This is a genomic window from Escherichia sp. TC-EC600-tetX4 (genome assembly GCF_019356055.1).
Lineage (GTDB): Bacteria > Pseudomonadota > Gammaproteobacteria > Enterobacterales > Enterobacteriaceae.
Window position 1 is genome coordinate 1931748 of the sequence record NZ_CP079924.1, and the last position, 25707, is coordinate 1957454.

Genomic DNA, 25707 nt, shown 5'->3' on the forward strand with positions numbered 1-25707 from the left:
AGCAAAACGGAGACGCGTGATGGCTATTATTCTCGGCATTGATCCGGGTTCGCGCGTGACCGGCTACGGCGTCATCCGCCAGGTAGGTAGGCAACTGTCCTACCTGGGTAGCGGATGCATCCGCACCAAAGTGGATGATTTACCGTCTCGTCTGAAACTCATCTATGCGGGCGTGACGGAAATCATCACCCAGTTCCAGCCTGATTATTTCGCCATTGAACAAGTCTTTATGGCAAAGAACGCTGACTCAGCCCTGAAACTGGGCCAGGCGCGCGGCGTGGCGATTGTGGCGGCGGTGAATCAGGAGTTGCCAGTATTTGAATACGCGGCACGTCAGGTAAAGCAAACGGTGGTAGGTATTGGCAGTGCCGAAAAAAGCCAGGTGCAGCATATGGTCCGCACCTTGCTGAAACTGCCCGCTAATCCACAGGCGGATGCCGCCGATGCGCTGGCGATTGCTATCACCCACTGCCACGTTAGTCAGAATGCGATGCAGATGAGCGAATCGCGGCTGAACCTGGCGAGAGGGCGACTGCGTTAAGTTATACCGCCTCGGTCAGTTCCGGCTGAGGCGTTTCCACTCCCTCCGCATGAATCAACACCAAACCCGGATGATGCCACAAACTGGCTGGCGTGACGGTTTTACGCTCCCACGGAATAGAACCCAGGAACCAGAATTTCCAGAAAGTGAGTTTTGCATTCGGATTGCTATTTAACAATTCTCCAAACGTCTCTATTTCACCCACCGGAATACATAGCGCTTCTTTATAAATATCAAAAACAAATTTTGAACAGAACTGGCGCGAAGATTCGTATTTAAAACCGGTGTGGTAAAGTTTGCGTAGCCGGGAGGGAACCTGTTCAACAATTCGTTGTTTTTGTCGTTCTGTCAGCCCAGCGTCTAATCGCTTTATAGCATAGCGTTGATTAGACGAACGTTTAATAAAACGAGATAGCGTGGTGATGGTTGAAAGGGGAACCCGGCTTTCTGCAACCAGGAAGTCTTCACCGTTATGACCGATAATGATCCCGACGTGATTACTCCAGCAATTTGATGCAGCTGATATTTGACCAAATAAGGCAGCACCTATACATGTAAAGACGATATCTCCAATTTCATATTCAGCAGGGTAATTAATATTCACGTTGTCATTCCATTGAAATAGATACAAATATACGTAATAGCATAAAAAATTTATTTTTTCAGGAGGCGCAATGTATATTTTTATTACGCATTTCTTCACTGAATATGTAATATTAAAATATTTGCTTCCAATATAACCTGTAGAATAAATTATACTGTGCCATTTTTCAGTTCATCGAGACACCTCGCAAGTTTTCTTCATCCTTCGCTGGATATCTATCCAGCATTTTTTTATCATACAGCATTATCTTTGATTCATTACGCAGGAGCGTCATGTGATAGGCAGACTCAGAGGCATCATCATTGAAAAACAACCCCCGCTGGTGTTAATTGAAGTGGGCGGCGTAGGCTATGAAGTGCATATGCCGATGACCTGTTTTTATGAACTCCCTGAAGCGGGTCAGGAAGCGATCGTTTTCACCCACTTTGTGGTGCGTGAAGACGCGCAACTGCTGTACGGTTTTAACAATAAACAAGAGCGCACATTGTTCAAAGAGTTGATCAAAACCAACGGCGTCGGCCCGAAGTTGGCGCTGGCGATCCTCTCCGGAATGTCAGCGCAGCAGTTCGTTAATGCCGTTGAGCGTGAAGAAGTGGGGGCACTGGTGAAACTGCCGGGTATTGGCAAAAAAACCGCCGAACGCTTGATTGTTGAAATGAAAGACCGATTTAAAGGTTTGCATGGCGATCTCTTTACGCCAGCCGCCGACCTGGTACTCACGTCTCCTGCCAGCCCGGCGACCGACGATGCTGAACAAGAAGCGGTTGCCGCGCTGGTGGCGCTGGGCTATAAACCACAAGAAGCAAGCCGCATGGTGAGCAAAATCGCTCGCCCTGACGCCAGCAGTGAAACTTTAATTCGCGAAGCCCTACGCGCCGCGTTATGAGGTAAAGGATGATTGAAGCAGACCGTCTGATTTCTGCCGGTACCACTTTGCCGGAAGATGTAACAGATCGCGCCATTCGCCCCAAATTACTGGAAGAGTATGTTGGTCAGCCGCAGGTTCGTTCACAGATGGAGATTTTCATCAAAGCAGCGAAACTGCGCGGCGATGCCCTCGATCATTTGTTGATTTTTGGTCCTCCGGGGTTGGGTAAAACTACGCTTGCCAACATTGTCGCCAATGAAATGGGCGTTAATTTACGCACGACTTCTGGTCCGGTGCTGGAAAAGGCGGGCGATTTGGCTGCGATGCTCACTAACCTTGAACCGCATGACGTGCTGTTTATTGATGAGATCCACCGTCTATCGCCAGTTGTTGAAGAAGTGCTGTACCCGGCAATGGAAGACTACCAACTGGATATCATGATTGGTGAAGGTCCGGCGGCACGCTCCATTAAAATTGATTTGCCGCCGTTTACCCTGATTGGTGCAACCACGCGCGCAGGTTCGCTGACATCACCGTTGCGCGACCGTTTTGGTATTGTGCAACGTCTGGAGTTTTATCAGGTGCCGGATCTGCAATATATCGTCAGTCGCAGCGCACGCTTTATGGGGCTTGAGATGAGTGATGACGGCGCGCTGGAAGTTGCTCGTCGCGCTCGCGGTACGCCGCGCATTGCCAACCGTCTGCTGCGTCGAGTGCGTGATTTCGCCGAAGTGAAGCACGATGGCACCATCTCGGCAGATATCGCTGCTCAGGCGCTGGATATGTTGAATGTCGATGCTGAAGGTTTCGATTATATGGACCGCAAATTGTTGCTGGCGGTAATCGATAAGTTCTTTGGTGGACCTGTAGGTCTGGATAACCTGGCGGCAGCCATTGGCGAAGAACGTGAAACCATTGAGGATGTGCTGGAACCTTATTTGATTCAGCAAGGCTTTTTGCAGCGTACACCGCGTGGGCGTATGGCGACGACGCGGGCGTGGAATCACTTTGGCATAACGCCGCCAGAAATGCCGTAAGTCGGATTGGTCGCTCGCGCCGCATCCGGCACTGGCAATATGCCTGATGCGACGCTGTTCGCGTCTTACCAGGACTACCAGAGATACCGAACCGTAGGTCGGATAAGGCGCTCGCGCCGCATCCGACAAATGTGTTCAGCGATAGATTAGCTGGCCTGCTTTTTCATCATACTGAGAATAAATAACAGTGCCGCACATAGCACCACCGACGGACCCGCCGGCGTATCGTAAACCGCGGAAAAGGTTAAACCGCCAGTCACTGCCACCATCCCCACCAAAACAGCGACACCAGCCATCTGTTCCGGCGTGCGGGCAAAGCGACGCGCAGTAGCAGCAGGAATAATCAGCAACGAAGTAATAATCAACGCACCGACAAATTTCATCGCTACACCAATCGTCAATGCCGTCACCAGCATCAACAACAATTTCACTCGCTGTAATTTCACACCATCAACAAACGCCAGATCCGGGCTTATCGTCATTGACAGCAAATTGCGCCATTGCCAGAACAAAATAGCCACCACGATGACCACGCCAATCGCAATAGAGATGAGATCTTCTGGCGTCACTGCCAGCAAATCACCGAACAGGTAAGCCATCAAATCAACACGAATATTAGACATCAGACTCACGACCACCAGGCCCAGCGACAGGGCACTGTGCGCCATAATCCCTAATAACGTGTCGATCGCCAGCTGTGGACGCTTCTCCAGCCATACCAGACCGCCCGCCAGCAGCAGCGTAACGGCAATCACCGCATAGAATGGATTCACGTCCAGCAACAAACCAAACGCGACGCCAAGTAATGAGGCATGAGCCAGCGTATCACCGAAATAAGACATACGACGCCAGACTACAAACGAACCCAGCGGACCCGCGGCACAGGCGAGCATGATCCCGGCTAACCAACCGGGAAATAATAATTCAATCATGAGCGATCATTTCCCCGACGCAAAACAATTCGTCCCTGTAAATCGTGACGATGGTTATGATGATGGCGATAGATACCCAGTTGTTCAGCACCACGAGGACCAAACATTGAAATAAACTCCGGATGCAGGGAAACAACTTCCGGTGTGCCGGAACAACAAATGTGGTGATTCAGGCACAGCACTTCATCGGTTTTTGCCATCACCAGATGCAGATCGTGAGAAACCATTAAAACGCCACAATCCAGTTCACGACGCAGTTGGTCAATAAGGTCATATAACGCCACCTGGCCATTTACATCCACGCCTTGAGTGGGTTCATCCAGCACTAATAATTGCGGGCGATTTAACAATGCTCGCGCTAATAGTACACGCTGCGTTTCGCCACCAGAGAGCTTTTGCATCGGTGCGTTAATCAGGTGCCCGGCCTGGACACGTTTCAGTGCAGGCAAAATATCTTCTTTATGTGTACCAGGGCGTAAGCGTAAAAAACGGTTTACGGTCAGTGGCAACGTGGTGTCGAGATACAGCTTCTGCGGTACATAGCCGATGCGCAGTTTTCCGTTGCGCTTGATAACCCCTTCATCGGGTGTTACCAGCCCGAGCACTACCCGTACCAGTGTCGACTTACCTGCGCCATTTGGCCCAAGTAAAGTCAAAATTTTTCCAGGTTTAAGTTCCAGCGACACATCAGAGAGGACGCGGCGTTGGCCAAAAGAAACCGAGACATTTTCCAGGGAAACCAGACTTGTCATGTTAATTTTAGTCTTGCAGTAGTCATGAAATGTTATAATATCACACTTCTCATATTCATTACGATTATTGGTCGCATTATGTTACATAAAAAAACGCTTCTTTTCGCAGCATTATCCGCCGCTCTCTGGGGAGGTGCAACACAGGCCGCAGATGCCGCCGTTGTCGCTTCGCTTAAACCCGTTGGGTTCATCGCTTCTGCCATTGCTGATGGGGTAACAGAAACAGAGGTTTTACTTCCTGACGGCGCTTCAGAACATGATTATTCACTGCGCCCATCGGATGTAAAACGCTTACAGAACGCGGACTTAGTCGTTTGGGTTGGCCCGGAGATGGAAGCGTTTATGCAAAAACCGGTAAGCAAATTACCAGGAGCGAAGCAGGTAACGATTGCGCAGCTTGAAGATGTGAAACCGCTACTGATGAAAAGTATTCACGGCGATGATGATGATCACGACCACGCGGAAAAAAGTGACGAAGATCACCATCACGGCGATTTCAACATGCATCTTTGGCTTTCCCCAGAGATAGCGCGGGCTACAGCGGTTGCAATCCATGGAAAATTAGTGGAACTTATGCCGCAAAGTCGAGCCAAACTTGACGCCAACCTGAAGGATTTTGAGGCACAATTAGCCTCAACCGAAACGCAGGTTGGTAACGAGCTCGCGCCGCTCAAGGGGAAAGGTTATTTCGTTTTTCACGATGCTTACGGCTATTTCGAAAAACAGTTTGGACTGACACCGCTTGGTCATTTTACCGTTAACCCTGAGATTCAACCTGGCGCGCAGCGTTTACATGAAATAAGAACACAGTTGGTTGAGCAAAAAGCAACCTGCGTTTTTGCTGAGCCACAGTTCAGGCCAGCGGTCGTTGAGAGCGTCGCACGAGGGACATCCGTTCGTATGGGAACGTTGGATCCCCTGGGGACGAATATCAAACTGGGTAAAACAAGCTATTCAGAATTCCTGAGTCAATTAGCCAACCAGTATGCGAGCTGCCTGAAAGGAGATTAATGAGGAAGTGATTACGTGCAACAGATAGCCCGCTCTGTCGCCCTGGCGTTTAATAATTTACCGCGACCACACCGCGTTATGTTGGGGTCGCTCACCGTTCTTACTCTGGCCGTCGCTGTCTGGCGGCCTTATGTTTATCACCGTGATGCCACGCCAATTGTCAAAACCATTGAGCTGGAACAGAACGAAATTCGTTCGCTCTTACCTGAAGCCAGTGAGCCGATTGATCAAGCTGCACAAGAAGATGAAGCCATTCCCCAGGACGAACTGGATGACAAAATCGCCGGTGAAGCGGGCGTGCATGAATATGTTGTTTCCACTGGCGATACGCTAAGCAGCATTCTCAATCAGTATGGTATTGATATGGGTGATATCACCCAACTGGCTGCGGCCGACAAAGAATTGCGTAACCTGAAAATCGGTCAACAACTCTCCTGGACATTAACCGCGGACGGCGAACTGCAGCGCCTCACCTGGGAAGTGTCTCGTCGTGAAACCCGAACCTATGACCGTACTGCCGCTAACGGTTTTAAAATGACCAGCGAAATGCAGCAAGGAGAGTGGGTTAACAATCTGCTGAAAGGTACCGTCGGGGGAAGCTTTGTTGCCAGCGCCAGAAACGCCGGTTTAACCAGCGCCGAAGTGAGCGCAGTGATTAAAGCCATGCAGTGGCAAATGGATTTCCGCAAACTGAAAAAAGGCGATGAATTTGCGGTGTTAATGTCTCGAGAAATGCTTGATGGTAAACGTGAGCAAAGCCAGCTGCTGGGCGTACGTTTGCGTTCAGAAGGTAAAGATTATTACGCTATCCGCGCTGAAGATGGCAAATTCTACGATCGTAACGGTACTGGTCTGGCGAAAGGATTCTTGCGATTCCCGACGGCGAAACAGTTCCGTATCTCGTCTAATTTTAACCCGCGTCGTACTAATCCGGTGACCGGTCGCGTTGCACCACACAGAGGTGTTGATTTCGCCATGCCGCAGGGTACGCCAGTGCTTTCAGTGGGTGACGGTGAAGTGGTGGTTGCCAAACGCAGTGGCGCAGCAGGTTATTATGTGGCTATTCGTCATGGTCGCAGCTACACCACGCGTTATATGCACTTGCGCAAGATTCTGGTGAAACCGGGACAGAAGGTGAAACGTGGCGACCGTATCGCGCTTTCCGGTAATACCGGACGTTCAACCGGGCCGCATCTGCACTATGAAGTATGGATAAACCAGCAGGCCGTAAACCCGCTGACGGCAAAACTGCCGCGTACCGAAGGGCTGACCGGCTCCGATCGTCGCGAATTCCTGGCGCAGGCCAAAGAGATTGTGCCGCAGCTACGGTTTGATTAATTAACATCCATTCGCAGCCGGTACGCAGTCAGTACCGGCTTTTTTTATTTGGTGCGGGGCAAGTTGCGCCGCTACACTATCACCAGATTGATTTTTGCCTTATCCGAAACTGGAAAAGCATGGAAACGAAAAAAAATAATAGCGAATACATTCCTGAGTTTGATAAATCCTTTCGCCACCCGCGCTACTGGGGAGCATGGCTGGGCGTAGCAGCGATGGCGGGTATCGCTTTAACGCCGCCAAAGTTCCGTGATCCCATTCTGGCACGGCTGGGACGTTTTGCCGGACGACTGGGAAAAAGCTCACGCCGTCGTGCGTTAATCAATCTGTCGCTCTGCTTTCCAGAACGTAGTGAAGCTGAACGCGAAGCGATTGTTGATGAGATGTTTGCCACCGCGCCGCAAGCGATGGCAATGATGGCTGAGTTGGCAATACGCGGGCCGGAGAAAATTCAGCCGCGCGTTGACTGGCAAGGGCTGGAGATCATCGAAGAGATGCGGCGTAATAACGAGAAAGTTATCTTTCTGGTGCCGCACGGTTGGGCCGTCGATATTCCTGCCATGCTGATGGCCTCGCAAGGGCAGAAAATGGCAGCGATGTTCCATAATCAGGGCAACCCGGTTTTTGATTATGTCTGGAACACGGTGCGTCGTCGCTTTGGCGGTCGTCTGCATGCGAGAAATGACGGTATTAAACCATTCATCCAGTCGGTACGTCAGGGGTACTGGGGATATTATTTACCCGATCAGGATCATGGCCCAGAGCACAGCGAATTTGTGGATTTCTTTGCCACCTATAAAGCGACGTTGCCCGCGATTGGTCGTTTGATGAAAGTGTGCCGTGCGCGCGTTGTACCGCTGTTTCCGATTTATGATGGCAAGACGCATCGTCTGACGATTCAGGTGCGCCCACCGATGGATGATCTGTTAGAGGCGGATGATCATACGATTGCGCGGCGGATGAATGAAGAAGTCGAGATTTTTGTTGGTCCGCGACCAGAACAATACACCTGGATACTAAAATTGCTGAAAACTCGCAAACCGGGCGAAATCCAGCCGTATAAGCGCAAAGATCTTTATCCCATCAAATAAAAAAGCCTCTCGCGAGGAGAGGCCTTCGCCTGATGATAAGTTCAAGTTTGCTTCAGAATATTCGAAATCTGTTGAACTATCATTGAACTGTAGGCCGGATGTGGCGTTTTCGCCGCATCCGGCAACGTACTTACTCTACCGTTAAAATACGCGTGGTATTAGTAGAACCCACGGTACTCATCACGTCGCCCTGGGTGACAATCACCAGGTCACCAGACATCAAGTAACCTTTATCGCGCAGCAGATTAACCGCTTCGCTGGCAGCTGCTACGCCGTCATTAGCGCTATCAAAGTGCACCGGCGTAACGCCACGATAGAGAGCAGTCAGGTTCAGCGTACGTTCATGGCGCGACATGGCGAAAATTGGCAGACCAGAGCTGATACGGGAGGTCATCAGCGCGGTACGACCCGATTCGGTCATGGTGATGATCGCCGTAACGCCTTTCAGGTGGTTAGCTGCGTACATTGCTGACATGGCAATAGCTTCTTCCACATTGTCGAACTGAACGTCCAGACGGTGTTTAGAAACGTTGATGCTCGGGATTTTTTCCGCACCCAGGCAAACGCGCGCCATGGCTGCAACGGTTTCTGACGGATACTGCCCAGCGGCAGTTTCTGCAGACAGCATCACAGCGTCAGTACCATCCAGAACGGCGTTTGCTACGTCCATGACTTCTGCACGCGTCGGCATCGGGTTAGTAATCATTGACTCCATCATCTGGGTCGCCGTGATTACCGCTCGGTTTAGCTGACGCGCACGACGGATCAACGCTTTCTGAATGCCGACCAGTTCCGGGTCGCCAATTTCCACACCGAGGTCGCCACGTGCAACCATTACCACGTCAGAGGCGAGGATGATGTCATCCATTGCATCCTGGCTGCAAACGGCTTCCGCACGTTCAACCTTGGCAACAATTTTCGCATCACATCCTGCATCGCGTGCCAGGCGACGGGCATAGTTCAGATCTTCGCCACAGCGTGGGAAGGAGACAGCCAGGTAATCTACGCCAATCAACGCCGCAGTCTTAATGTCTGCTTTGTCTTTTTCGGTCAGCGCTTCAGCCGACAAACCGCCGCCAAGTTTGTTGATACCTTTATTGTTGGAGAGGGGACCACCGACGGTGACTTCGGTGAACACTTTCATGCCCTGAACTTCCAGTACTTTTAACTGGACGCGACCATCGTCCAGCAGCAGGATGTCACCAGGCACGACGTCAGCAGGCAGGCCTTTGTAGTCGATACCGACTTTTTCTTTGTCGCCTTCACCTTTACCCAGGTTGGCGTCGAGCAGGAATTTATCCCCAATATTGAGGAAAACTTTGCCTTCTTTAAAGGTGGATACACGGATTTTGGGCCCCTGGAGGTCACCCAGAATAGCCACATGACGCCCCAGTTTTGCGGCAATCTCACGAACTTTATCCGCGCGCATTTTGTGATCTTCAGGCGAGCCGTGAGAAAAGTTCATACGTACAACGTTGGCACCCGCCGCGATAACTTTTTCAAGATTATTATCGCGATCTGTTGCTGGGCCTAACGTGGTAACGATTTTTGTTCTGCGAAGCCTTCTGGACATGTAATACTCCGTTGACTGAAACAACCAGGTGTTGCTTGAACATGAAATCCGAATGAAATAACGCCGCGATGGCGATAAATTAATCTCATTCGGATGTCGTATAAGATTAGGACAGTGACAGTCGTTTTTAGCGATCGTCACTTAAATTAAGTAACTGCTTATCAAAACGCGATTCCTTCAGCGCTTCTTTGACCCGCTTCAAGTTATCTCTGAATTTTGCACCGCGTCGCAAAGTAAATCCTGTCGCCAGCACATCTATCACGGTCAGCTGTGCAAGTCGAGAAACCATGGGCATATAAATGTCAGTATCTTCCGGTACGTCGAGGGTAATTGCCAGCGTTGCTTCCCGGGCGAGCGGGGTACCCGCAGAGGTGAGGGCAATCACCATGGCGTCGTTTTCGCGTGCCAGCTGCGCCAGCTCGACCAGATTTTTTGTTCTTCCAGTGTGAGAAATCAGCACCACCACGTCTCCGTCGCTACAATTCATACAACTCATGCGTTGCAGCACGATATCATCGGAGTACACCACCGGAACATTAAAACGAAAGAACTTATTCATCGCATCGTGGGCAACGGCGGCTGAAGAGCCTAATCCGAAAAAGGCGATTTTTTTTGCCTGAGTGAGCAAGTCGACGGCGCGGTTGATGGCAGATTTATCCAGTGAATGACGGACATGATCAAGCGTTGCCATTGCGGACTCAAATATTTTCCCTGTGTATGATTCAACGCTGTCATCTTCATTGACATTGCGATTAACATAGGGAGTGCCATTCGCCAGACTCTGTGCCAGATGAAGTTTAAAATCAGGAAAACCGCGCGTGTCCATGCTGCGACAGAAACGATTCACCGTCGGTTCGCTAACATTGGCTTCCAGTGCCATAGCAGCAATACTCGAATGGATCGCGTTATCGGGCGAAGCCAGAATGACCTCGGCAACTTTGCGCTCTGATTTGCTCAAATGTTCCAGCTGAGACTGGATTTTTTCCAGCATATTCATGATGTAAAGAGACTCACGGGTAATGACGATTTCCGCACTGAAAGAAATCGAAATGCAGTTTTGTCAGATATTACGCCTGTGTGCCGTGTTAATGACAAAAGCAGATAAAAAAGTTGTTATTTTTTTTCATAACATGATCAGTGTCAGATTTTTACCCAATGGAAAACGATGATTTTTTTATCAGTTTTGCCGCACTTTGCGCGCTTTTCCCGTAATCGCACGGGTGGATAAGCGTTTACAGTTTTCGCAAGCTCGTAAAAGCAGTACAGTGCACCGTAAGAAAATTACAAGTATACCCTGGCTTAAGTACCGGGTTAGTTAACTTAAGGAGAATGACATGGCGGTAACGCAAACAGCCCAGGCCTGTGACCTGGTCATTTTCGGCGCGAAAGGCGACCTTGCGCGTCGTAAATTGCTGCCTTCCCTGTATCAACTGGAAAAAGCCGGTCAGCTCAACCCGGACACCCGGATTATCGGCGTAGGGCGTGCTGACTGGGATAAAGCGGCATATACCAAAGTTGTCCGCGAGGCGCTCGAAACTTTCATGAAAGAAACCATTGATGAAGGTTTATGGGACACCCTGAGTGCACGTCTGGATTTTTGTAATCTCGATGTCAATGACACTGCTGCATTCAGCCGTCTCGGCGCGATGCTGGATCAAAAAAATCGTATCACCATTAACTACTTTGCCATGCCGCCCAGCACTTTTGGCGCAATTTGCAAAGGGCTTGGCGAGGCAAAACTGAATGCTAAACCGGCACGCGTAGTCATGGAGAAACCGCTGGGGACGTCGCTGGCGACCTCGCAGGAAATCAATGATCAGGTTGGCGAATACTTCGAGGAGTGCCAGGTTTACCGTATCGACCACTATCTTGGTAAAGAAACGGTGCTGAACCTGTTGGCGCTGCGTTTTGCTAACTCCCTGTTTGTGAATAACTGGGACAATCGCACCATTGATCATGTTGAGATTACCGTGGCAGAAGAAGTGGGGATCGAAGGGCGCTGGGGCTATTTTGATAAAGCCGGTCAGATGCGCGACATGATCCAGAACCACCTGCTGCAAATTCTTTGCATGATTGCGATGTCTCCGCCGTCTGACCTGAGCGCAGACAGCATCCGCGATGAAAAAGTGAAAGTACTGAAGTCTCTGCGCCGCATCGACCGCTCCAACGTACGCGAAAAAACCGTACGCGGGCAATATACTGCGGGCTTCGCCCAGGGCAAAAAAGTGCCGGGATATCTGGAAGAAGAGGGCGCGAACAAGAGCAGCAATACAGAAACTTTCGTGGCGATCCGCGTCGACATTGATAACTGGCGCTGGGCCGGTGTGCCATTCTACCTGCGTACTGGTAAACGTCTGCCGACCAAATGTTCTGAAGTCGTGGTCTATTTCAAAACACCTGAACTGAATCTGTTTAAAGAATCGTGGCAGGATCTGCCGCAGAATAAACTGACTATCCGTCTGCAACCTGATGAAGGCGTGGATATCCAGGTACTGAATAAAGTTCCTGGCCTTGACCACAAACATAACCTGCAAATCACCAAGCTGGATCTGAGCTATTCAGAAACCTTTAATCAGACGCATCTGGCGGATGCCTATGAACGTTTGCTGCTGGAAACCATGCGTGGTATTCAGGCACTGTTTGTACGTCGCGACGAAGTGGAAGAAGCCTGGAAATGGGTAGACTCCATTACTGAGGCGTGGGCGATGGACAATGATGCGCCGAAACCGTATCAGGCCGGAACCTGGGGACCCGTTGCCTCGGTGGCGATGATTACCCGTGATGGTCGTTCCTGGAATGAGTTTGAGTAATATCTGCGCTTATCCTTTATGGTTATTTTACCGGTAACATGATCTTGCGCAGATTGTAGAACAATTTTTACACTTTCAGGCCTCGTGCGGATTCACCCACGAGGCTTTTTTTATTACACTGACTGAAACGTTTTTGCCCTATGAGCTCCGGTTACAGGCGTTTCAGTCATAAATCCTCTGAATGAAACGCGTTGTGAATCATCCTGCTCTGACAACTCAATTTCAGGAGCCTTTATGAATCCACAATTGTTACGCGTAACAAATCGAATCATTGAACGTTCGCGCGAGACTCGCTCTGCTTATCTCGCCCGGATAGAACAAGCGAAAACTTCGACCGTTCATCGTTCGCAGTTGGCATGCGGTAACCTGGCACACGGTTTCGCTGCCTGCCAGCCAGAAGACAAAGCCTCTTTGAAAAGCATGTTGCGTAACAATATCGCCATCATCACCTCCTATAACGACATGCTCTCCGCGCACCAGCCTTATGAACACTATCCAGAAATCATTCGTAAAGCCCTGCATGAAGCGAATGCGGTTGGTCAGGTTGCGGGCGGTGTTCCGGCGATGTGTGATGGTGTCACCCAGGGGCAGGATGGAATGGAATTGTCGCTGCTAAGCCGCGAAGTGATAGCGATGTCTGCGGCGGTGGGGCTGTCCCATAACATGTTTGATGGTGCTCTGTTCCTCGGTGTGTGCGACAAGATTGTCCCGGGTCTGACGATGGCAGCCCTGTCGTTTGGTCATTTGCCTGCGGTGTTTGTGCCGTCTGGACCGATGGCAAGCGGTTTGCCAAATAAAGAAAAAGTGCGTATTCGCCAGCTTTATGCCGAAGGTAAAGTGGACCGCATGGCCTTACTGGAGTCAGAAGCCGCGTCTTACCATGCGCCGGGAACATGTACTTTCTACGGTACTGCCAACACCAACCAGATGGTGGTGGAGTTTATGGGGATGCAGTTGCCAGGCTCTTCTTTTGTTCATCCGGATTCTCCGCTGCGCGATGCTTTGACCGCCGCAGCTGCGCGTCAGGTTACACGCATGACCGGTAATGGTAATGAATGGATGCCGATCGGTAAGATGATCGATGAGAAAGTGGTGGTGAACGGTATCGTTGCACTGCTGGCGACCGGTGGTTCCACTAACCACACCATGCACCTGGTGGCGATGGCGCGCGCGGCCGGTATTCAGATTAACTGGGATGACTTCTCTGACCTTTCTGATGTTGTACCGCTGATGGCACGTCTCTACCCGAACGGTCCGGCCGATATTAACCACTTCCAGGCGGCAGGTGGCGTACCGGTTCTGGTGCGTGAACTGCTCAAAGCAGGCCTGCTGCATGAAGATGTCAATACGGTGGCAGGTTTTGGTCTGTCTCGTTATACCCTTGAACCATGGCTGAATAATGGTGAACTGGACTGGCGGGAAGGGGCGGAAAAATCACTCGACAGCAATGTGATCGCTTCCTTCGAACAACCTTTCTCTCATCATGGTGGGACAAAAGTGTTAAGCGGTAACCTGGGCCGTGCGGTTATGAAAACCTCTGCCGTGCCGGTTGAGAACCAGGTGATTGAAGCGCCAGCGGTTGTTTTTGAAAGCCAGCATGACGTTATGCCGGCCTTTGAAGCGGGTTTGCTGGACCGCGATTGTGTCGTTGTTGTCCGTCATCAGGGGCCAAAAGCGAACGGAATGCCAGAATTACATAAACTCATGCCGCCACTTGGTGTATTATTGGACCGGTGTTTCAAAATTGCGTTAGTTACCGATGGACGACTCTCCGGCGCTTCAGGTAAAGTGCCGTCAGCTATCCACGTAACACCAGAAGCCTACGATGGCGGGCTGCTGGCAAAAGTGCGCGACGGGGACATCATTCGTGTGAATGGACAGACAGGCGAACTGACGCTGCTGGTAGACGAAGCGGAACTGGCTGCTCGCGAACCGCACATTCCTGACCTGAGCGCGTCACGCGTGGGAACAGGACGTGAATTATTCAGCGCCTTGCGTGAAAAACTGTCCGGTGCCGAACAGGGCGCAACCTGTATCACTTTTTAAGACGACAAATTTGTAATCAGGCGAGAGAAAACTCTGATGAAAAACTGGAAAACAAGTGCAGAATCAATCCTGACCACCGGCCCGGTTGTACCGGTTATCGTGGTAAAAAAACTGGAACACGCGGTGCCGATGGCAAAAGCGTTGGTTGCTGGTGGGGTGCGCGTTCTGGAAGTGACTCTGCGTACCGAGTGTGCAGTTGACGCTATCCGTGCTATCGCCAAAGAAGTGCCTGAAGCGATTGTGGGTGCCGGTACGGTGCTGAATCCACAGCAGCTGGCAGAAGTCACTGAAGCGGGTGCACAGTTCGCAATTAGCCCGGGTCTGACCGAGCCGCTGCTGAAAGCTGCTACCGAAGGGACTATTCCTCTGATTCCGGGGATCAGCACTGTTTCCGAACTGATGCTGGGTATGGACTACGGTTTGAAAGAGTTCAAATTCTTCCCGGCTGAAGCTAACGGCGGCGTGAAAGCCCTGCAGGCGATCGCGGGTCCGTTCTCCCAGGTCCGTTTCTGCCCGACGGGTGGTATTTCTCCGGCTAACTACCGTGACTACCTGGCGCTGAAAAGCGTGCTGTGCATCGGTGGTTCCTGGCTGGTTCCGGCAGATGCGCTGGAAGCGGGCGATTACGACCGCATTACTAAGCTGGCGCGTGAAGCTGTAGAAGGCGCTAAGCTGTAAAAGTCAAAATGCCCGATCGAGGATCGGGCATTTTTGTAGCGTTTTTTTGCCGGGTTTAACCCTGTACTTTTACCTGTCCGGCGGCGTGCTTCGCGCGTTCAATGGCGTCAACAACACTCTCTGCAGTAGCCAGTGCCACCCCCAGACGACGGCTGCCATCAATTTCCGGCTTACCAAATAAACGAATCTGCAAATCTGCGCCTACGGCATTCTGCACATTATCAAACGTGACATTCTGACTGGTCAGTTGTGGCAGAATAACGGCAGAAGCTGCAGGACCATACTGACGGATCCCGCCAACCGGAAGTCCGAGGAAGGCACGTACATGCAGGGCAAACTCTGAGAGATCTTGAGAAATTAACGTCACCATCCCGGTATCATGTGGACGAGGGGAGACCTCACTGAAAATCACCTCATCACCACAGACAAATAGCTCGACACCAAACAACCCATAACCGCCCAGTGCCAGCACCACTTTACGGGCAATCTCCTGCGCACGTTCAAGGGCAAGCGGGCTCATTTGCTGTGGTTGCCAGGATTCACGGTAGTCGCCATCTTCCTGGCGATGACCTACTGGTGCACAGAAATGGACGCCATCCACCGCGCTGACGGTTAGCAGGGTAATTTCGAAGTCAAACTTAACGACGCCTTCAACAATTACGCGGCCCGCTCCGGCGCGACCGCCTTGCTGAGCGTACTTCCATGCCTGAGCAAGTTGCTCTGCAGAACGAATAAACGTCTGCCCCTTGCCGGAAGAGCTCATCACCGGTTTTACAATGCAGGGATAGCCAATGTCAGCAACCGCCTCGCGGAAAAGGCTTTCGCTATCGGCAAAACGATAAGTGGAAGTGGGCAGCTGCAGCTCTTCTGCCGCCAGGCGACGGATACCCTCGCGATTCATCGTTAATTTCGTTGCGCGAGCGCAGGGGACAACATTCAGTCCTTCCTCTTCAAGTTGGATCAGCATATCGGTGGCAATAGCTTCGATCTCCGGCACGATATAATGTGGTTTTTCCAGTTCAACCACACGGCGTAATGCATCACCATCAAGCATATTAATGACATGGGAGCGATGCGCGACATGCATGGCTGGTGCGTCGGCATAGCGATCGACGGCAATCACCTCTACGCCGAGACGCTGACACTCGATTGCCACTTCTTTACCCAGTTCACCGGAGCCTAATAACATCACGCGAGTTGCTGCCGGACGCAGCGCAGTGCCTAATAACGTCATAACGAATATCCCCTGATTAATTCCGCGCGCAGTATAAACGAAAACGTTTGCGTGTGTCTTTATTGCTGATGTTGATTTCTCAACCGAAAAGAAATATACTGTATAAAATCACAGTTATTATGAGAGGCTGCAAATGGCGGTTGAAGTTAAATACGTAGTCATTCGTGAGGGCGAAGAGAAAATGTCGTTTACCAGCAAAAAGGAAGCCGATGCTTATGACAAAATGCTTGATACGGCGGATCTGCTTGACACCTGGCTGACAAATTCTCCAGTGCAAATGGAAGACGAGCAACGTGAAGCCCTTTCGCTATGGCTGGCAGAACAAAAAGATGTGCTGAGCACCATTCTGAAAACCGGCAAATTACCGTCCCCACAGGTCGTCGGTGCTGAATCCGAAGAGGAAGATGCCTCACACGCGGCCTGAAGCAACTTGCGCTCCTGACAATTTGTACCATGCTTTCTCCTGAATCATTGTGCTATGGAGAAAAACATGAAAAAAAGAGGGGCGTTTTTAGGGCTGTTGTTGGTTTCTGCCTGCGCATCAGTTTTCGCTGCCAATAATGAAACCAGCAAGTCGGTCACTTTCCCAAAGTGTGAAGATCTGGATGCTGCCGGAATTGCCGCGAGCGTAAAACGTGATTATCAACAAAATCGCGTGGCGCGTTGGGCAGATGATCAAAAAATTGTCGGTCAGGCCGATCCCGTGGCTTGGGTCAGTTTGCAGGACATTCAGGGTAAAGATGATAAATGGTCAGTACCGCTAACCGTGCGTGGTAAAAGTGCCGATATTCATTACCAGGTCAGCGTGGACTGCAAAGCGGGAATGGCGGAATATCAGCGGCGTTAATGGCTTCTGATAATTCGATTGACTGTTGGCGGATGCGGCGCGAGTGCCTTGTCCGCCCCAGAACGCACCACAATCGTAGGCCTGAGAAGACGCAACAGCGTCGCATCGGGCAATCAGCATCAAACAATGCCACTCAAAACGACAAACTACTTTCACCTAAAATACCCTTATCACCTGATATACAGTAAATACCTTACCTGGCGCGAATTTCTTTGAATAACGGCCTACCGCCCCGCTTATTTGCGCATCTTTTGTCTCGATATACATTTTCTGACATCCTCATCCGCTATGCTACAGGCACTAAAAATGGTTATTGAGGAGCAAATATGGCTAACTGGTTAAATCAACTGCAATCCCTGCTTGGGCAAAGCAGTTCTTCTACCTCCTCGTCTGCGGATCAGGGATTGGTCAAACTGTTAGTGCCAGGCGCATTAGGCGGACTGGCTGGGCTGCTGGTCGCAAATAAATCAGCACGTAAACTTCTTACGAAATATGGCACCAACGCGTTACTGGTTGGCGGCGGAGCGGTAGCGGGTACGGTGCTGTGGAATAAATACAAAGATAAAATTCGCGCGGCGCATCAGGACGAACCGCAGTTTGGCGCGCAAAGTACGCCGCTGGATGAGCGTACAGCACGTTTGATCCTTGCGCTGGTCTTTGCCGCTAAAAGTGATGGTCATATTGATGCCAAAGAACGTGCGGCAATCGACCAGCAATTGCGTGGAGCCGGCGTGGAAGAGCAGGGGCGTGTACTCATTGAGCAGGCAATCGAACAACCGCTGGATCCACAACGCCTGGCTACCGGGGTCCGCAATGAAGAAGAGGCGCTGGAAATCTATTTCCTGAGTTGCGCGGCTATTGATATTGACCATTTTATGGAACGCAGTTACCTGAATGCACTGGGTGACGCGCTGAAAATCCCCCAGGATGTTCGTGACGGCATTGAACGCGATCTCGAACAGCAAAAACGCACTTTGGCGGAATAATTCCGCTCTCTGGATAGCCTGAAGTTGACTATTTCGGGCTATCCAGAATCGCACAGCCATTTGAACAGGCTGATTTTCTCTGTCTGCATAACATTCGATATCCGCGCCATTACCTGTCATCATCTAAGCAATGACTCCCCTGTTTCGCTTGCATCCCCGGTGAGTTTTGCCACCCTTATAAGATGTTTCAACCAGAAAGAACAATAACATGCTACCAAAAGCCGCCCGCATTCCCCACGCCATGACGCTTCATGGCGATACGCGCATCGATAATTACTACTGGCTGCGGGACGATACGCGTTCTCAGCCAGAAGTCCTGGACTACCTGCAACAAGAAAATAGTTACGGTCATCGGGTGATGGCCTCACAACAAGCCTTGCAGGATCGCATCTTAAAGGAAATCATCGACCGCATTCCGCAACGAGAAGTTTCTGCGCCCTACATCAAAAATGGCTACCGCTATCGGCATATTTATGAACCAGGCTGTGAATATGCTATCTACCAGCGTCAATCGGCATTCAGTGAAGAGTGGGATGAGTGGGAAACATTGCTCGATGCCAATAAGCGCGCAGCTCATAGTGAGTTTTATTCGATGGGCGGAATGGCGATTACGCCCGATAACACCATTATGGCGCTGGCAGAAGATTTTCTTTCCCGACGCCAGTACGGCATTCGTTTTCGTAATCTGGAAACTGGTAACTGGTACCCGGAACTGCTGGATAACGTTGAACCCAGCTTTGTCTGGGCAAATGACTCCTGGATTTTCTACTATGTTCGCAAGCATCCGGTGACGCTGCTGCCTTATCAGGTCTGGCGTCACGCCATCGGTACGCCAGCATCGCAAGATAAACTGATCTACGAAGAAAAAGACGATACCTATTACGTCAGCCTGCATAAAACGACCTCGAAGCACTATGTAGTCATTCATTTGGCCAGCGCCACCACCAGTGAAGTTCGCCTGCTGGACGCGGAAATGGCCGATGCCGAGCCGTTTGTTTTTCTGCCGCGCCGCAAAGATCACGAATACAGCCTTGATCACTACCAGCATCGTTTTTATCTGCGTTCCAACCGCCACGGCAAAAACTTTGGCTTATACCGTACCCGTATGCGTGATGAGCAACAGTGGGAAGAGTTAATTCCGCCACGCGAAAACATCATGCTGGAAGGGTTTACGCTGTTTACCGACTGGCTGGTGGTTGAAGAGCGTCAGCGCGGGTTAACCAGTTTGCGCCAAATTAACCGCAAGACCCGGGAAGTCATTGGTATTGCCTTTGATGATCCGGCCTATGTGACCTGGATTGCCTACAATCCAGAACCTGAAACCGCGCGATTGCGTTATGGTTATTCTTCCATGACTACACCAGACACTTTGTTTGAACTGGATATGGATACCGGTGAGCGTCGTGTATTAAAACAAACGGAAGTTCCTGGTTTTTATGCGGCGAATTACCGCAGTGAACACCTGTGGATAGTCGCCCGTGATGGCGTCGAAGTTCCGGTTTCGTTGGTCTACCATCGCAAACATTTTCGCAAAGGACACAACCCGTTGCTGGTGTATGGCTATGGTTCTTACGGCGCAAGTATTGATGCCGATTTCAGTTTTAGCCGCTTGAGTTTGTTAGATCGTGGCTTTGTCTACGCCATTGTCCATGTTCGCGGCGGTGGTGAGCTGGGGCAACAATGGTACGAAGACGGAAAATTTCTGAAGAAGAAAAATACGTTTAATGATTATCTTGATGCCTGCGATGCATTGTTAAAACTGGGCTATGGCTCTCCTTCGCTTTGTTATGCGATGGGCGGGAGTGCGGGGGGCATGTTGATGGGCGTTGCAATTAATCAACGCCCGGAATTATTCCACGGCGTTATCGCCCAGGTACCGTTTGTTGATGTTGTAACAACGATGCTTGATGAATCAATTCCTCTTACCACTGGTGAGTTTGAAGAGTGGGGTAACCCGCAGGATCCGCAATATTACGAGTACATGAAAAGCTACAGCCCGTATGACAACGTCACCGCACAGGCTTATCCGCATTTACTGGTAACGACCGGTTTGCACGATTCTCAGGTGCAATATTGGGAACCGGCAAAATGGGTCGCTAAATTGCGCGAGCTGAAAACCGATGACCATCTTTTATTGCTCTGTACCGACATGGACTCAGGCCATGGCGGTAAATCTGGTCGCTTTAAATCGTACGAAGGCGTAGCGATGGAATATGCTTTTCTGGTCGCGCTGGCGCAGGGAACATTACCCGCTACGCCTGCGGACTAAGTATTTTCCAGATAATGTTTCAGTGTTAAACGCAGCTCCGGGCTCATGCTGTCCAGGTTATTAAATAACCAGCGCAGATAGCCCGGATCGCGTTCGGCAACGTCGGAAACCGCTTTGCCACGGTATTTGCCAAAGGTGAAGGTCGTCATCAACGACGGACGTCCGGTGATATCGGCCATCTGTTCTGCCGTCCAGCCGGAGGTGTTCATAATATCGATAAGCAACGCGGCGGTGATATAACAGTCATACAACGCGCGGTGATGATGCAGGCCCGGCGGCGTCTGTACATTGAGCTTGCGTGTTTTATATAACGCCATATTGCTGTACTTGATCCCAGGCCACAAACGACGGGCCAGTTTCATAGTGCAAATCCACTCACCGGGCATCTCAGGCAGTACGCGGCGGTCAAAGCTGGCGTTATGCGCGACATACCATTCACTACCGTAATAGTGTGGGATCACATCTTCAATCCACGGTTTATCGGCGACCATGGCTTCGGTGATGCGATGAATCGCCATCGCTTGTGGACTAATAGGACGATCGGGGCGCACCAGGTGGCTCATGGGGTTGACGATTTTTCCGTCAATGACATCAACAGAGGCAATCTCAACGATCCCTCCCTGCAAACCGCAGGTTTCTGTATCGATAATGCGCAACATGGCATGCTCCAGGCCGAAAAAGCCTAGCGTAATGGAATGATATCGCCTTGCCAACCCTGTGATGAACGCTGACCGACTAACAATAATGAACCACGATCGGCGCGAACGATGAGACGACCATATTCATCCCATAGTGCACTGTTACCACGGGCATTTGCCATCAGCACGGCAATCGAGTACTGATGTGAAAAAAATTGTAAGCGACGGGCCGACGCCAGCAGGTCGGGTTCTCCCAGACATTGCCCTGTAGTAAACAGTGAACAGGTCGGGTCCATATCCATACCTTGCGGTTGTTCATCGACCACCGTGATGGTTCTGGAACGACGGCCCAGACATGCACCATGACTCTGATGGTAGATCCCAGGCGTTTTTCGCCACGGTGCGAACACCGCAATTCCACGAATAAAGCGATCGTTATATTCAACGGGAAGGCCGGCAATGATGGTCATTCGCCAGGTCGTTGCGGCATAACAAAGCGGGTCTAACAGTGAGAGATCGGGTGGGGCAGGAAGGGCACGTCGCGAATAATCACACCCCAGTAAAGAAAGCGATGGAAAAACTAACAGCTGACATTGTTGCCTGGCGGCGGCCCTCACAAACTCCAGATGATGAGCTACCTGTTCGGTGAGTGAGGTTTTACGAGGCTCATATTGCGCTGCTGCAACTTTCCAGAACGACATAATGACTTCCTTTTCAAAATGACTGCAAATTATGAGTGCGGTTTAGAAAATACTCATAATTTAGCAGGCGTTATGTAAGAAAGTGTAACTCTGTATAAGTTTTATTTAAGTTTGGGCTCGTAAGGTAAACGTGACAGATTGACCGAAGCCAAACGGTGGGCAATAAGCCGCTCGCGAAACCAGCTGCGCAAATGTTCAGGCTGTTCACGTTCAACCGCTTCAGCGATCACCGGCATATTGTAGCGTTCTTTAAATGCCACCCCGGCCGCCGCCAAATCGACATTCACTTTATCCATTTCTGTTTGATCCAGTTTAGCCAGATTCTTCAGCATTCTTAATCTCCTCATCATTCGCGGGCAAAAGTTACTAAGAGTGAGCCAGGATGGCAAGCCGGAATTGATGATCCTCGACTCAGACATTAGACAAGGTTATGCTCTGTAAAAAAGTTATTACAAAAAGGAATAGATAATATGGCTTCAACTGCACGCTCCCTTCGCTACGCGCTGGCAATCCTGACCACTTCGTTGGTGACACCTTCCGTCTGGGCACATGCGCATTTAACGCATCAGTATCCTGCGGCAAACGCGCAAGTGACAGCTGCACCGCAGGCAATCACTTTAAACTTCTCGGAAGGTGTTGAAACAGGATTCAGTGGTGCAAAAATCACGGGGCCAAAAAACGAAAATATTAAAACATTACCGGCGAAGCGAAATGAGCAGGACCAAAAGCAACTGATTGTTCCACTGGCCGATTCGCTGAAACCCGGAACCTACACCGTTGACTGGCATGTTGTTTCGGTGGACGGGCATAAAACGAAAGGACACTACACCTTTAGCGTGAAATAAATCATGCTGGCGTTTACCTGGATCGCGCTGCGATTTATCCATTTCACCTCGCTGATGCTGGTTTTTGGCTTCGCAATGTACGGTGCCTGGCTGGCCCCCTTGACGATTCGTCGCTTGCTGGCGAAGCGTTTTCTGCGTTTACAACAGCACGCTGCCGTCTGGAGTTTGATCAGTGCCACTGCAATGCTCGCCGTTCAGGGCGGGTTGATGGGAACGGGATGGACAGATGTATTTTCGCCAAACATTTGGCAGGCTGTTTTGCAAACGCAGTTTGGTGGCATCTGGTTATGGCAAATTGTTCTCGCCCTCGTAACGTTGATCGTCGCCCTTATGCAACCGCGGAATATGCCACGTTTGCTGTTTATGCTCACTACCGCGCAATTTATTCTGCTGGCGGGAGTGGGGCATGCGACGCTGAATGAAGGGGTAACAGCGAAAATCCATCAGACTAATCACGCGATTCACCTGATTTGTGCGGCGGCGTGGTTTGGGGGATTACTGCCGGTGCTCTGGTGTATGCAACTCATCAAAGGCCGTTGGCGACACCAGGCTATTCAGGCGCTGATGCGTTTTTCCTGGTGCGGGCATTTTGCGGTGATCGGCGTACTGGCAAGCGGCGTGCTTAATGCATTGTTGATTACCGGATTTCCCCCCACGCTTACGACTTACTGGGGCCAACTCTTATTGCTCAAAGCCATCCTGGTGATGATTATGGTGGTCATTGCGCTGGCTAATCGTTATGTTCTTGTACCGCGCATGAGGCAGGATGAAGATCGTGCGGCACCCTGGTTTGTGTGGATGACTAAACTCGAATGGGCGATAGGTGCGGTAGTGCTGGTGATCATCAGCCTGCTTGCGACTCTCGAACCTTTTTGATGGATTACGAAAATGATGAAAAAAAGTATTCTGGCGTTTCTGTTACTCACCAGTTCTGCAGCGGCGCTGGCTGCACCGCAGGTGATTACCGTCAGTCGTTTTGAAGTGGGTAAAGACAAATGGGCGTTTAATCGCGAAGAGGTGATGCTGACTTGCCGACCGGGTAATGCTTTGTATGTTATTAATCCGAGTACCCTCGTGCAGTATCCTTTAAACGATATCGCACAAAAGGAAGTTGCCAGTGGGAAGACCAATGCCCAACCCATTTCGGTGATTCAGATTGATGATCCTAACAATCCCGGCGAAAAAATGAGTCTGGCACCGTTTATAGAACGAGCTGAAAAACTCTGTTAATTACCTAAAATAGCCTTTTGATTTCCAATAAAAAAACCGCCTCAGTTCTTTCACCAGAACGGGCGGTTTTTAACATTTCAGCTGATGACCACCACGCTTTTTATTGACCATTTTGCACGCAAACTGGAAAACCTGGCGTCGTCATCTATTCTTAAAGGGCAAGGCAACTAAGCCTGCATTAATGCCAACTTTTAGCGCACGGCTCTCTCCCAAGAGCCATTTCCCTGGACCGAATACAGGAATCGTGTTCGGTCTCTTTTTATCTGTTAAAAGCCAGAAGCATTTCCTTCGCTGACTTTATAGTCAACCATAACACACACTCTACTGTCTGAGTCCAGCGTTTTTTAACATTCTTGTTAAGATTATGTGATCTTTAGCGCGGGAGGAAAATATTGATGAAACAGCCTGCGCCCGTTTATCAGAGAATTGCGGGTCATCAATGGCGACATATCTGGCTTTCTGGCGATATACACGGTTGTCTTGAGCAGTTGCGCCGCAAATTATGGCATTGTCGTTTTGATCCGTGGCGAGATTTACTTATCTCAGTGGGAGACGTTATCGATCGTGGGCCGCAAAGTTTACGTTGTCTGCAGTTACTGGAACAACATTGGGTTTGTGCGGTAAGAGGCAATCATGAACAGATGGCGATGGATGCGCTGGCATCCCAGCAGATGTCTTTGTGGTTGATGAATGGCGGCGACTGGTTTATTGCGCTGGCAGATAATCAACAGAAACAAGCGAAAACGGCGCTGGAAAAATGTCAGCATTTGCCCTTTATTCTTGAAGTACACAGTCGCACCGGCAAGCATGTTATTGCTCATGCCGATTATCCAGATGATGTTTATGAATGGCAAAAGGACGTTGATTTGCATCAGGTCTTGTGGAGCCGCTCGCGATTAGGTGAACGCCAAAAAGGGCAGGGAATTACAGGTGCTGATCATTTCTGGTTTGGTCATACACCGTTGCGACATCGCGTGGATATTGGCAACCTGCATTATATTGATACCGGTGCTGTCTTTGGGGGCGAACTGACTCTTGTGCAATTGCAATAATTAAAAATCACCGTACTCCTGTGCAGGTCGCCAGAAACCATCTATAAAATCCTCAATCGGAAAACAACCGCCCTGGCGGATCCGTTGATCGCTCATAGAATAAAGACACTGCTGTTCCGTGTTGTAGACATCCACAACAATATCTTCACAACCGCCATCCAGGTAGCAAACAAAAAGTACCAGCGCGAACATTTCATCCCCGAAGTGTGGTGCCGTACCGTTAAGTTTAGGAGAGATTTTACAACGGGGGAATAACCAGGACAAATAACCCGCCATGCCGACGGGTTCTTTTTGGATCAGGCAAGACGCATAATCCAGGCATCAGATTGTTGATCGTAACGGGTACGGTAAAGGACAGAGTGTTCGCCATTTAGCAGGGCAGGGATACTGGTTTCAGCATCCCAGGCATCCAGTTGCATACATAAATCGGGGTCAGATTTACAAGGAATGGTTAACGTTCGATCACCTGGCGATTCACCGTGTAATTCGCCGTCGTCGATTTCAAAAGCGCCTATGCGCACACTGGTTTTCATCTTCGTGCTCTCCATTTAGCTGCCGATTGTGGTACGACCAGTCCGATCGCACCATTTTTCAGCCTAGTTGAGGCAGCCGAATGTGCCAGTC

The 25707-nt window shown here is 50.3% G+C and carries 29 protein-coding genes; 18 read left to right on the plus strand and 11 right to left on the minus strand.

Features of this window, described 5'->3' with window-relative positions; translation table 11 throughout:
* Positions 1–19: 19 nt before the first annotated feature.
* Complete coding sequence (ruvC, locus tag KXD89_RS09240) at positions 20–541, plus strand: crossover junction endodeoxyribonuclease RuvC (RefSeq protein WP_001295503.1); 522 nt, start codon at positions 20–22, stop codon at positions 539–541.
* 1 nt (position 542) lies between these two features.
* Here ruvC and KXD89_RS09245 read toward each other — a convergent pair whose 3' ends face one another.
* The gene (locus KXD89_RS09245; RefSeq protein WP_001024932.1) at positions 543–1145 is read right to left on the minus strand and encodes a YebB family permuted papain-like enzyme; all 603 of its coding nucleotides are present in this window, start codon (positions 1143–1145) and stop codon (positions 543–545) included.
* Positions 1146–1215: 70 nt separating this feature from the next.
* Between KXD89_RS09245 and yobI the strand changes: the two genes are divergently transcribed.
* The 3 genes from yobI to ruvB all read left to right on the plus strand — a co-directional run bounded on the left by yobI (position 1216) and on the right by ruvB (position 3050).
* Entirely contained in the window at positions 1216–1281 is a 66-nt protein-coding gene (gene yobI, locus KXD89_RS09250) for a stress response small protein YobI (RefSeq protein WP_010723105.1), read from the plus strand.
* Between the two features lie 138 nt (positions 1282–1419).
* Entirely contained in the window at positions 1420–2031 is a 612-nt protein-coding gene (ruvA, locus tag KXD89_RS09255) for a Holliday junction branch migration protein RuvA (protein WP_000580323.1), read from the plus strand.
* An 8-nt stretch (positions 2032–2039) separates the two neighbouring features.
* Entirely contained in the window at positions 2040–3050 is a 1011-nt protein-coding gene (gene ruvB, locus KXD89_RS09260) for a Holliday junction branch migration DNA helicase RuvB (protein ID WP_072647317.1), read from the plus strand.
* Positions 3051–3196: 146 nt separating this feature from the next.
* Here the strand turns inward: ruvB and znuB are convergent, their stop codons facing one another.
* Both znuB and znuC read right to left on the minus strand, forming a co-directional pair.
* On the minus strand, positions 3197–3982 hold the full coding sequence (znuB, locus tag KXD89_RS09265; RefSeq protein ID WP_000571480.1) for a zinc ABC transporter permease subunit ZnuB: 786 nt from the start codon (positions 3980–3982) through the stop codon (positions 3197–3199).
* Positions 3979–4734 (minus strand): zinc ABC transporter ATP-binding protein ZnuC, encoded by a 756-nt coding sequence (gene znuC / locus KXD89_RS09270; protein ID WP_000202996.1) that lies wholly within the window; start codon positions 4732–4734, stop codon positions 3979–3981. The genes znuB and znuC overlap by 4 nt, the downstream gene beginning before the upstream one ends.
* A 78-nt stretch (positions 4735–4812) precedes the next feature.
* Here znuC and znuA point away from each other — a divergent pair, with 78 nt between their 5' ends.
* The 3 genes from znuA (at position 4813) to lpxM (ending at position 8174) form a co-directional block, all read left to right on the plus strand.
* Complete coding sequence (gene znuA, locus KXD89_RS09275) at positions 4813–5745, plus strand: zinc ABC transporter substrate-binding protein ZnuA (RefSeq protein WP_001300644.1); 933 nt, start codon at positions 4813–4815, stop codon at positions 5743–5745.
* Positions 5746–5760: 15 nt separating this feature from the next.
* On the plus strand, positions 5761–7083 hold the full coding sequence (gene mepM / locus KXD89_RS09280; RefSeq protein WP_001184045.1) for a murein DD-endopeptidase MepM: 1323 nt from the start codon (positions 5761–5763) through the stop codon (positions 7081–7083).
* Positions 7084–7202: 119 nt separating this feature from the next.
* Positions 7203–8174: a lauroyl-Kdo(2)-lipid IV(A) myristoyltransferase gene (gene lpxM, locus KXD89_RS09285; protein WP_000448381.1), complete on the plus strand. Its 972-nt coding sequence runs from the start codon at positions 7203–7205 to the stop codon at positions 8172–8174.
* A 130-nt stretch (positions 8175–8304) separates the two neighbouring features.
* Here the strand turns inward: lpxM and pyk are convergent, their stop codons facing one another.
* Both pyk and hexR read right to left on the minus strand, forming a co-directional pair.
* The gene (pyk, locus tag KXD89_RS09290; protein WP_000091148.1) at positions 8305–9747 is read right to left on the minus strand and encodes a pyruvate kinase; all 1443 of its coding nucleotides are present in this window, start codon (positions 9745–9747) and stop codon (positions 8305–8307) included.
* A gap of 127 nt (positions 9748–9874) precedes the next feature.
* Positions 9875–10744, minus strand: a complete 870-nt coding sequence (gene hexR, locus KXD89_RS09295; protein WP_001056706.1) for a DNA-binding transcriptional regulator HexR — start codon at positions 10742–10744, stop codon at positions 9875–9877.
* 337 nt (positions 10745–11081) lie between these two features.
* On the opposite strand from hexR, the gene zwf reads away from it, so the two are divergent.
* From zwf to kdgA, 3 genes are all read left to right on the plus strand, one after another.
* Entirely contained in the window at positions 11082–12557 is a 1476-nt protein-coding gene (zwf, locus tag KXD89_RS09300) for a glucose-6-phosphate dehydrogenase (protein WP_000301727.1), read from the plus strand.
* Between the two features lie 234 nt (positions 12558–12791).
* Complete coding sequence (gene edd / locus KXD89_RS09305) at positions 12792–14603, plus strand: phosphogluconate dehydratase (RefSeq protein WP_001069467.1); 1812 nt, start codon at positions 12792–12794, stop codon at positions 14601–14603.
* Positions 14604–14639: 36 nt separating this feature from the next.
* Positions 14640–15281, plus strand: a complete 642-nt coding sequence (gene kdgA, locus KXD89_RS09310) for a bifunctional 4-hydroxy-2-oxoglutarate aldolase/2-dehydro-3-deoxy-phosphogluconate aldolase (protein ID WP_000800512.1) — start codon at positions 14640–14642, stop codon at positions 15279–15281.
* Between the two features lie 55 nt (positions 15282–15336).
* Here the strand turns inward: kdgA and purT are convergent, their stop codons facing one another.
* The gene (gene purT / locus KXD89_RS09315) at positions 15337–16515 is read right to left on the minus strand and encodes a formate-dependent phosphoribosylglycinamide formyltransferase (RefSeq protein WP_000173484.1); all 1179 of its coding nucleotides are present in this window, start codon (positions 16513–16515) and stop codon (positions 15337–15339) included.
* Between the two features lie 133 nt (positions 16516–16648).
* On the opposite strand from purT, the gene yebG reads away from it, so the two are divergent.
* The 4 genes from yebG to ptrB all read left to right on the plus strand — a co-directional run bounded on the left by yebG (position 16649) and on the right by ptrB (position 20617).
* Positions 16649–16939 carry a DNA damage-inducible protein YebG gene (gene yebG, locus KXD89_RS09320; RefSeq protein WP_000257738.1) on the plus strand — a complete coding sequence of 97 codons (291 nt, stop codon included), beginning with the start codon at positions 16649–16651 and terminating at the stop codon, positions 16937–16939.
* A gap of 66 nt (positions 16940–17005) precedes the next feature.
* Complete coding sequence (gene yebF, locus KXD89_RS09325; RefSeq protein WP_001350516.1) at positions 17006–17362, plus strand: protein YebF; 357 nt, start codon at positions 17006–17008, stop codon at positions 17360–17362.
* A gap of 326 nt (positions 17363–17688) precedes the next feature.
* Positions 17689–18348, plus strand: a complete 660-nt coding sequence (locus tag KXD89_RS09330) for a tellurite resistance TerB family protein (RefSeq protein WP_000024757.1) — start codon at positions 17689–17691, stop codon at positions 18346–18348.
* A gap of 208 nt (positions 18349–18556) precedes the next feature.
* On the plus strand, positions 18557–20617 hold the full coding sequence (ptrB, locus tag KXD89_RS09335; RefSeq protein WP_000936927.1) for an oligopeptidase B: 2061 nt from the start codon (positions 18557–18559) through the stop codon (positions 20615–20617).
* On the opposite strand, the gene exoX is transcribed toward ptrB, so the two are convergent.
* The 3 genes from exoX to holE all read right to left on the minus strand — a co-directional run bounded on the left by exoX (position 20614) and on the right by holE (position 22288).
* Positions 20614–21276, minus strand: a complete 663-nt coding sequence (exoX, locus tag KXD89_RS09340) for an exodeoxyribonuclease X (RefSeq protein WP_000944256.1) — start codon at positions 21274–21276, stop codon at positions 20614–20616. The two genes, ptrB and exoX, sit on opposite strands and share 4 nt — an antisense overlap.
* A gap of 23 nt (positions 21277–21299) precedes the next feature.
* Positions 21300–21956, minus strand: a complete 657-nt coding sequence (gene yobB, locus KXD89_RS09345) for a carbon-nitrogen hydrolase family protein YobB (RefSeq protein ID WP_000011658.1) — start codon at positions 21954–21956, stop codon at positions 21300–21302.
* A gap of 101 nt (positions 21957–22057) precedes the next feature.
* Positions 22058–22288, minus strand: coding sequence for a DNA polymerase III subunit theta (gene holE, locus KXD89_RS09350; RefSeq protein ID WP_000916763.1), 231 nt, complete (start codon positions 22286–22288; stop codon positions 22058–22060).
* Positions 22289–22426: 138 nt separating this feature from the next.
* Between holE and yobA the strand changes: the two genes are divergently transcribed.
* The 4 genes from yobA (at position 22427) to pphA (ending at position 25083) form a co-directional block, all read left to right on the plus strand.
* On the plus strand, positions 22427–22801 hold the full coding sequence (gene yobA / locus KXD89_RS09355) for a CopC domain-containing protein YobA (RefSeq protein WP_000168747.1): 375 nt from the start codon (positions 22427–22429) through the stop codon (positions 22799–22801).
* A 3-nt stretch (positions 22802–22804) separates the two neighbouring features.
* Positions 22805–23677 carry a copper homeostasis membrane protein CopD gene (gene copD, locus KXD89_RS09360; protein ID WP_000879289.1) on the plus strand — a complete coding sequence of 291 codons (873 nt, stop codon included), beginning with the start codon at positions 22805–22807 and terminating at the stop codon, positions 23675–23677.
* A gap of 12 nt (positions 23678–23689) precedes the next feature.
* Positions 23690–24031, plus strand: a complete 342-nt coding sequence (locus KXD89_RS09365; RefSeq protein WP_000976476.1) for a YebY family protein — start codon at positions 23690–23692, stop codon at positions 24029–24031.
* A gap of 395 nt (positions 24032–24426) precedes the next feature.
* Entirely contained in the window at positions 24427–25083 is a 657-nt protein-coding gene (gene pphA / locus KXD89_RS09370; RefSeq protein ID WP_000812724.1) for a protein-serine/threonine phosphatase, read from the plus strand.
* Here the strand turns inward: pphA and KXD89_RS09375 are convergent, their stop codons facing one another.
* Positions 25084–25275, minus strand: coding sequence for a YebW family protein (locus tag KXD89_RS09375; RefSeq protein WP_000457842.1), 192 nt, complete (start codon positions 25273–25275; stop codon positions 25084–25086).
* A gap of 104 nt (positions 25276–25379) precedes the next feature.
* Positions 25380–25616 (minus strand): YebV family protein, encoded by a 237-nt coding sequence (locus KXD89_RS09380; RefSeq protein WP_001295499.1) that lies wholly within the window; start codon positions 25614–25616, stop codon positions 25380–25382.
* Positions 25617–25707 lie beyond the last annotated feature (91 nt).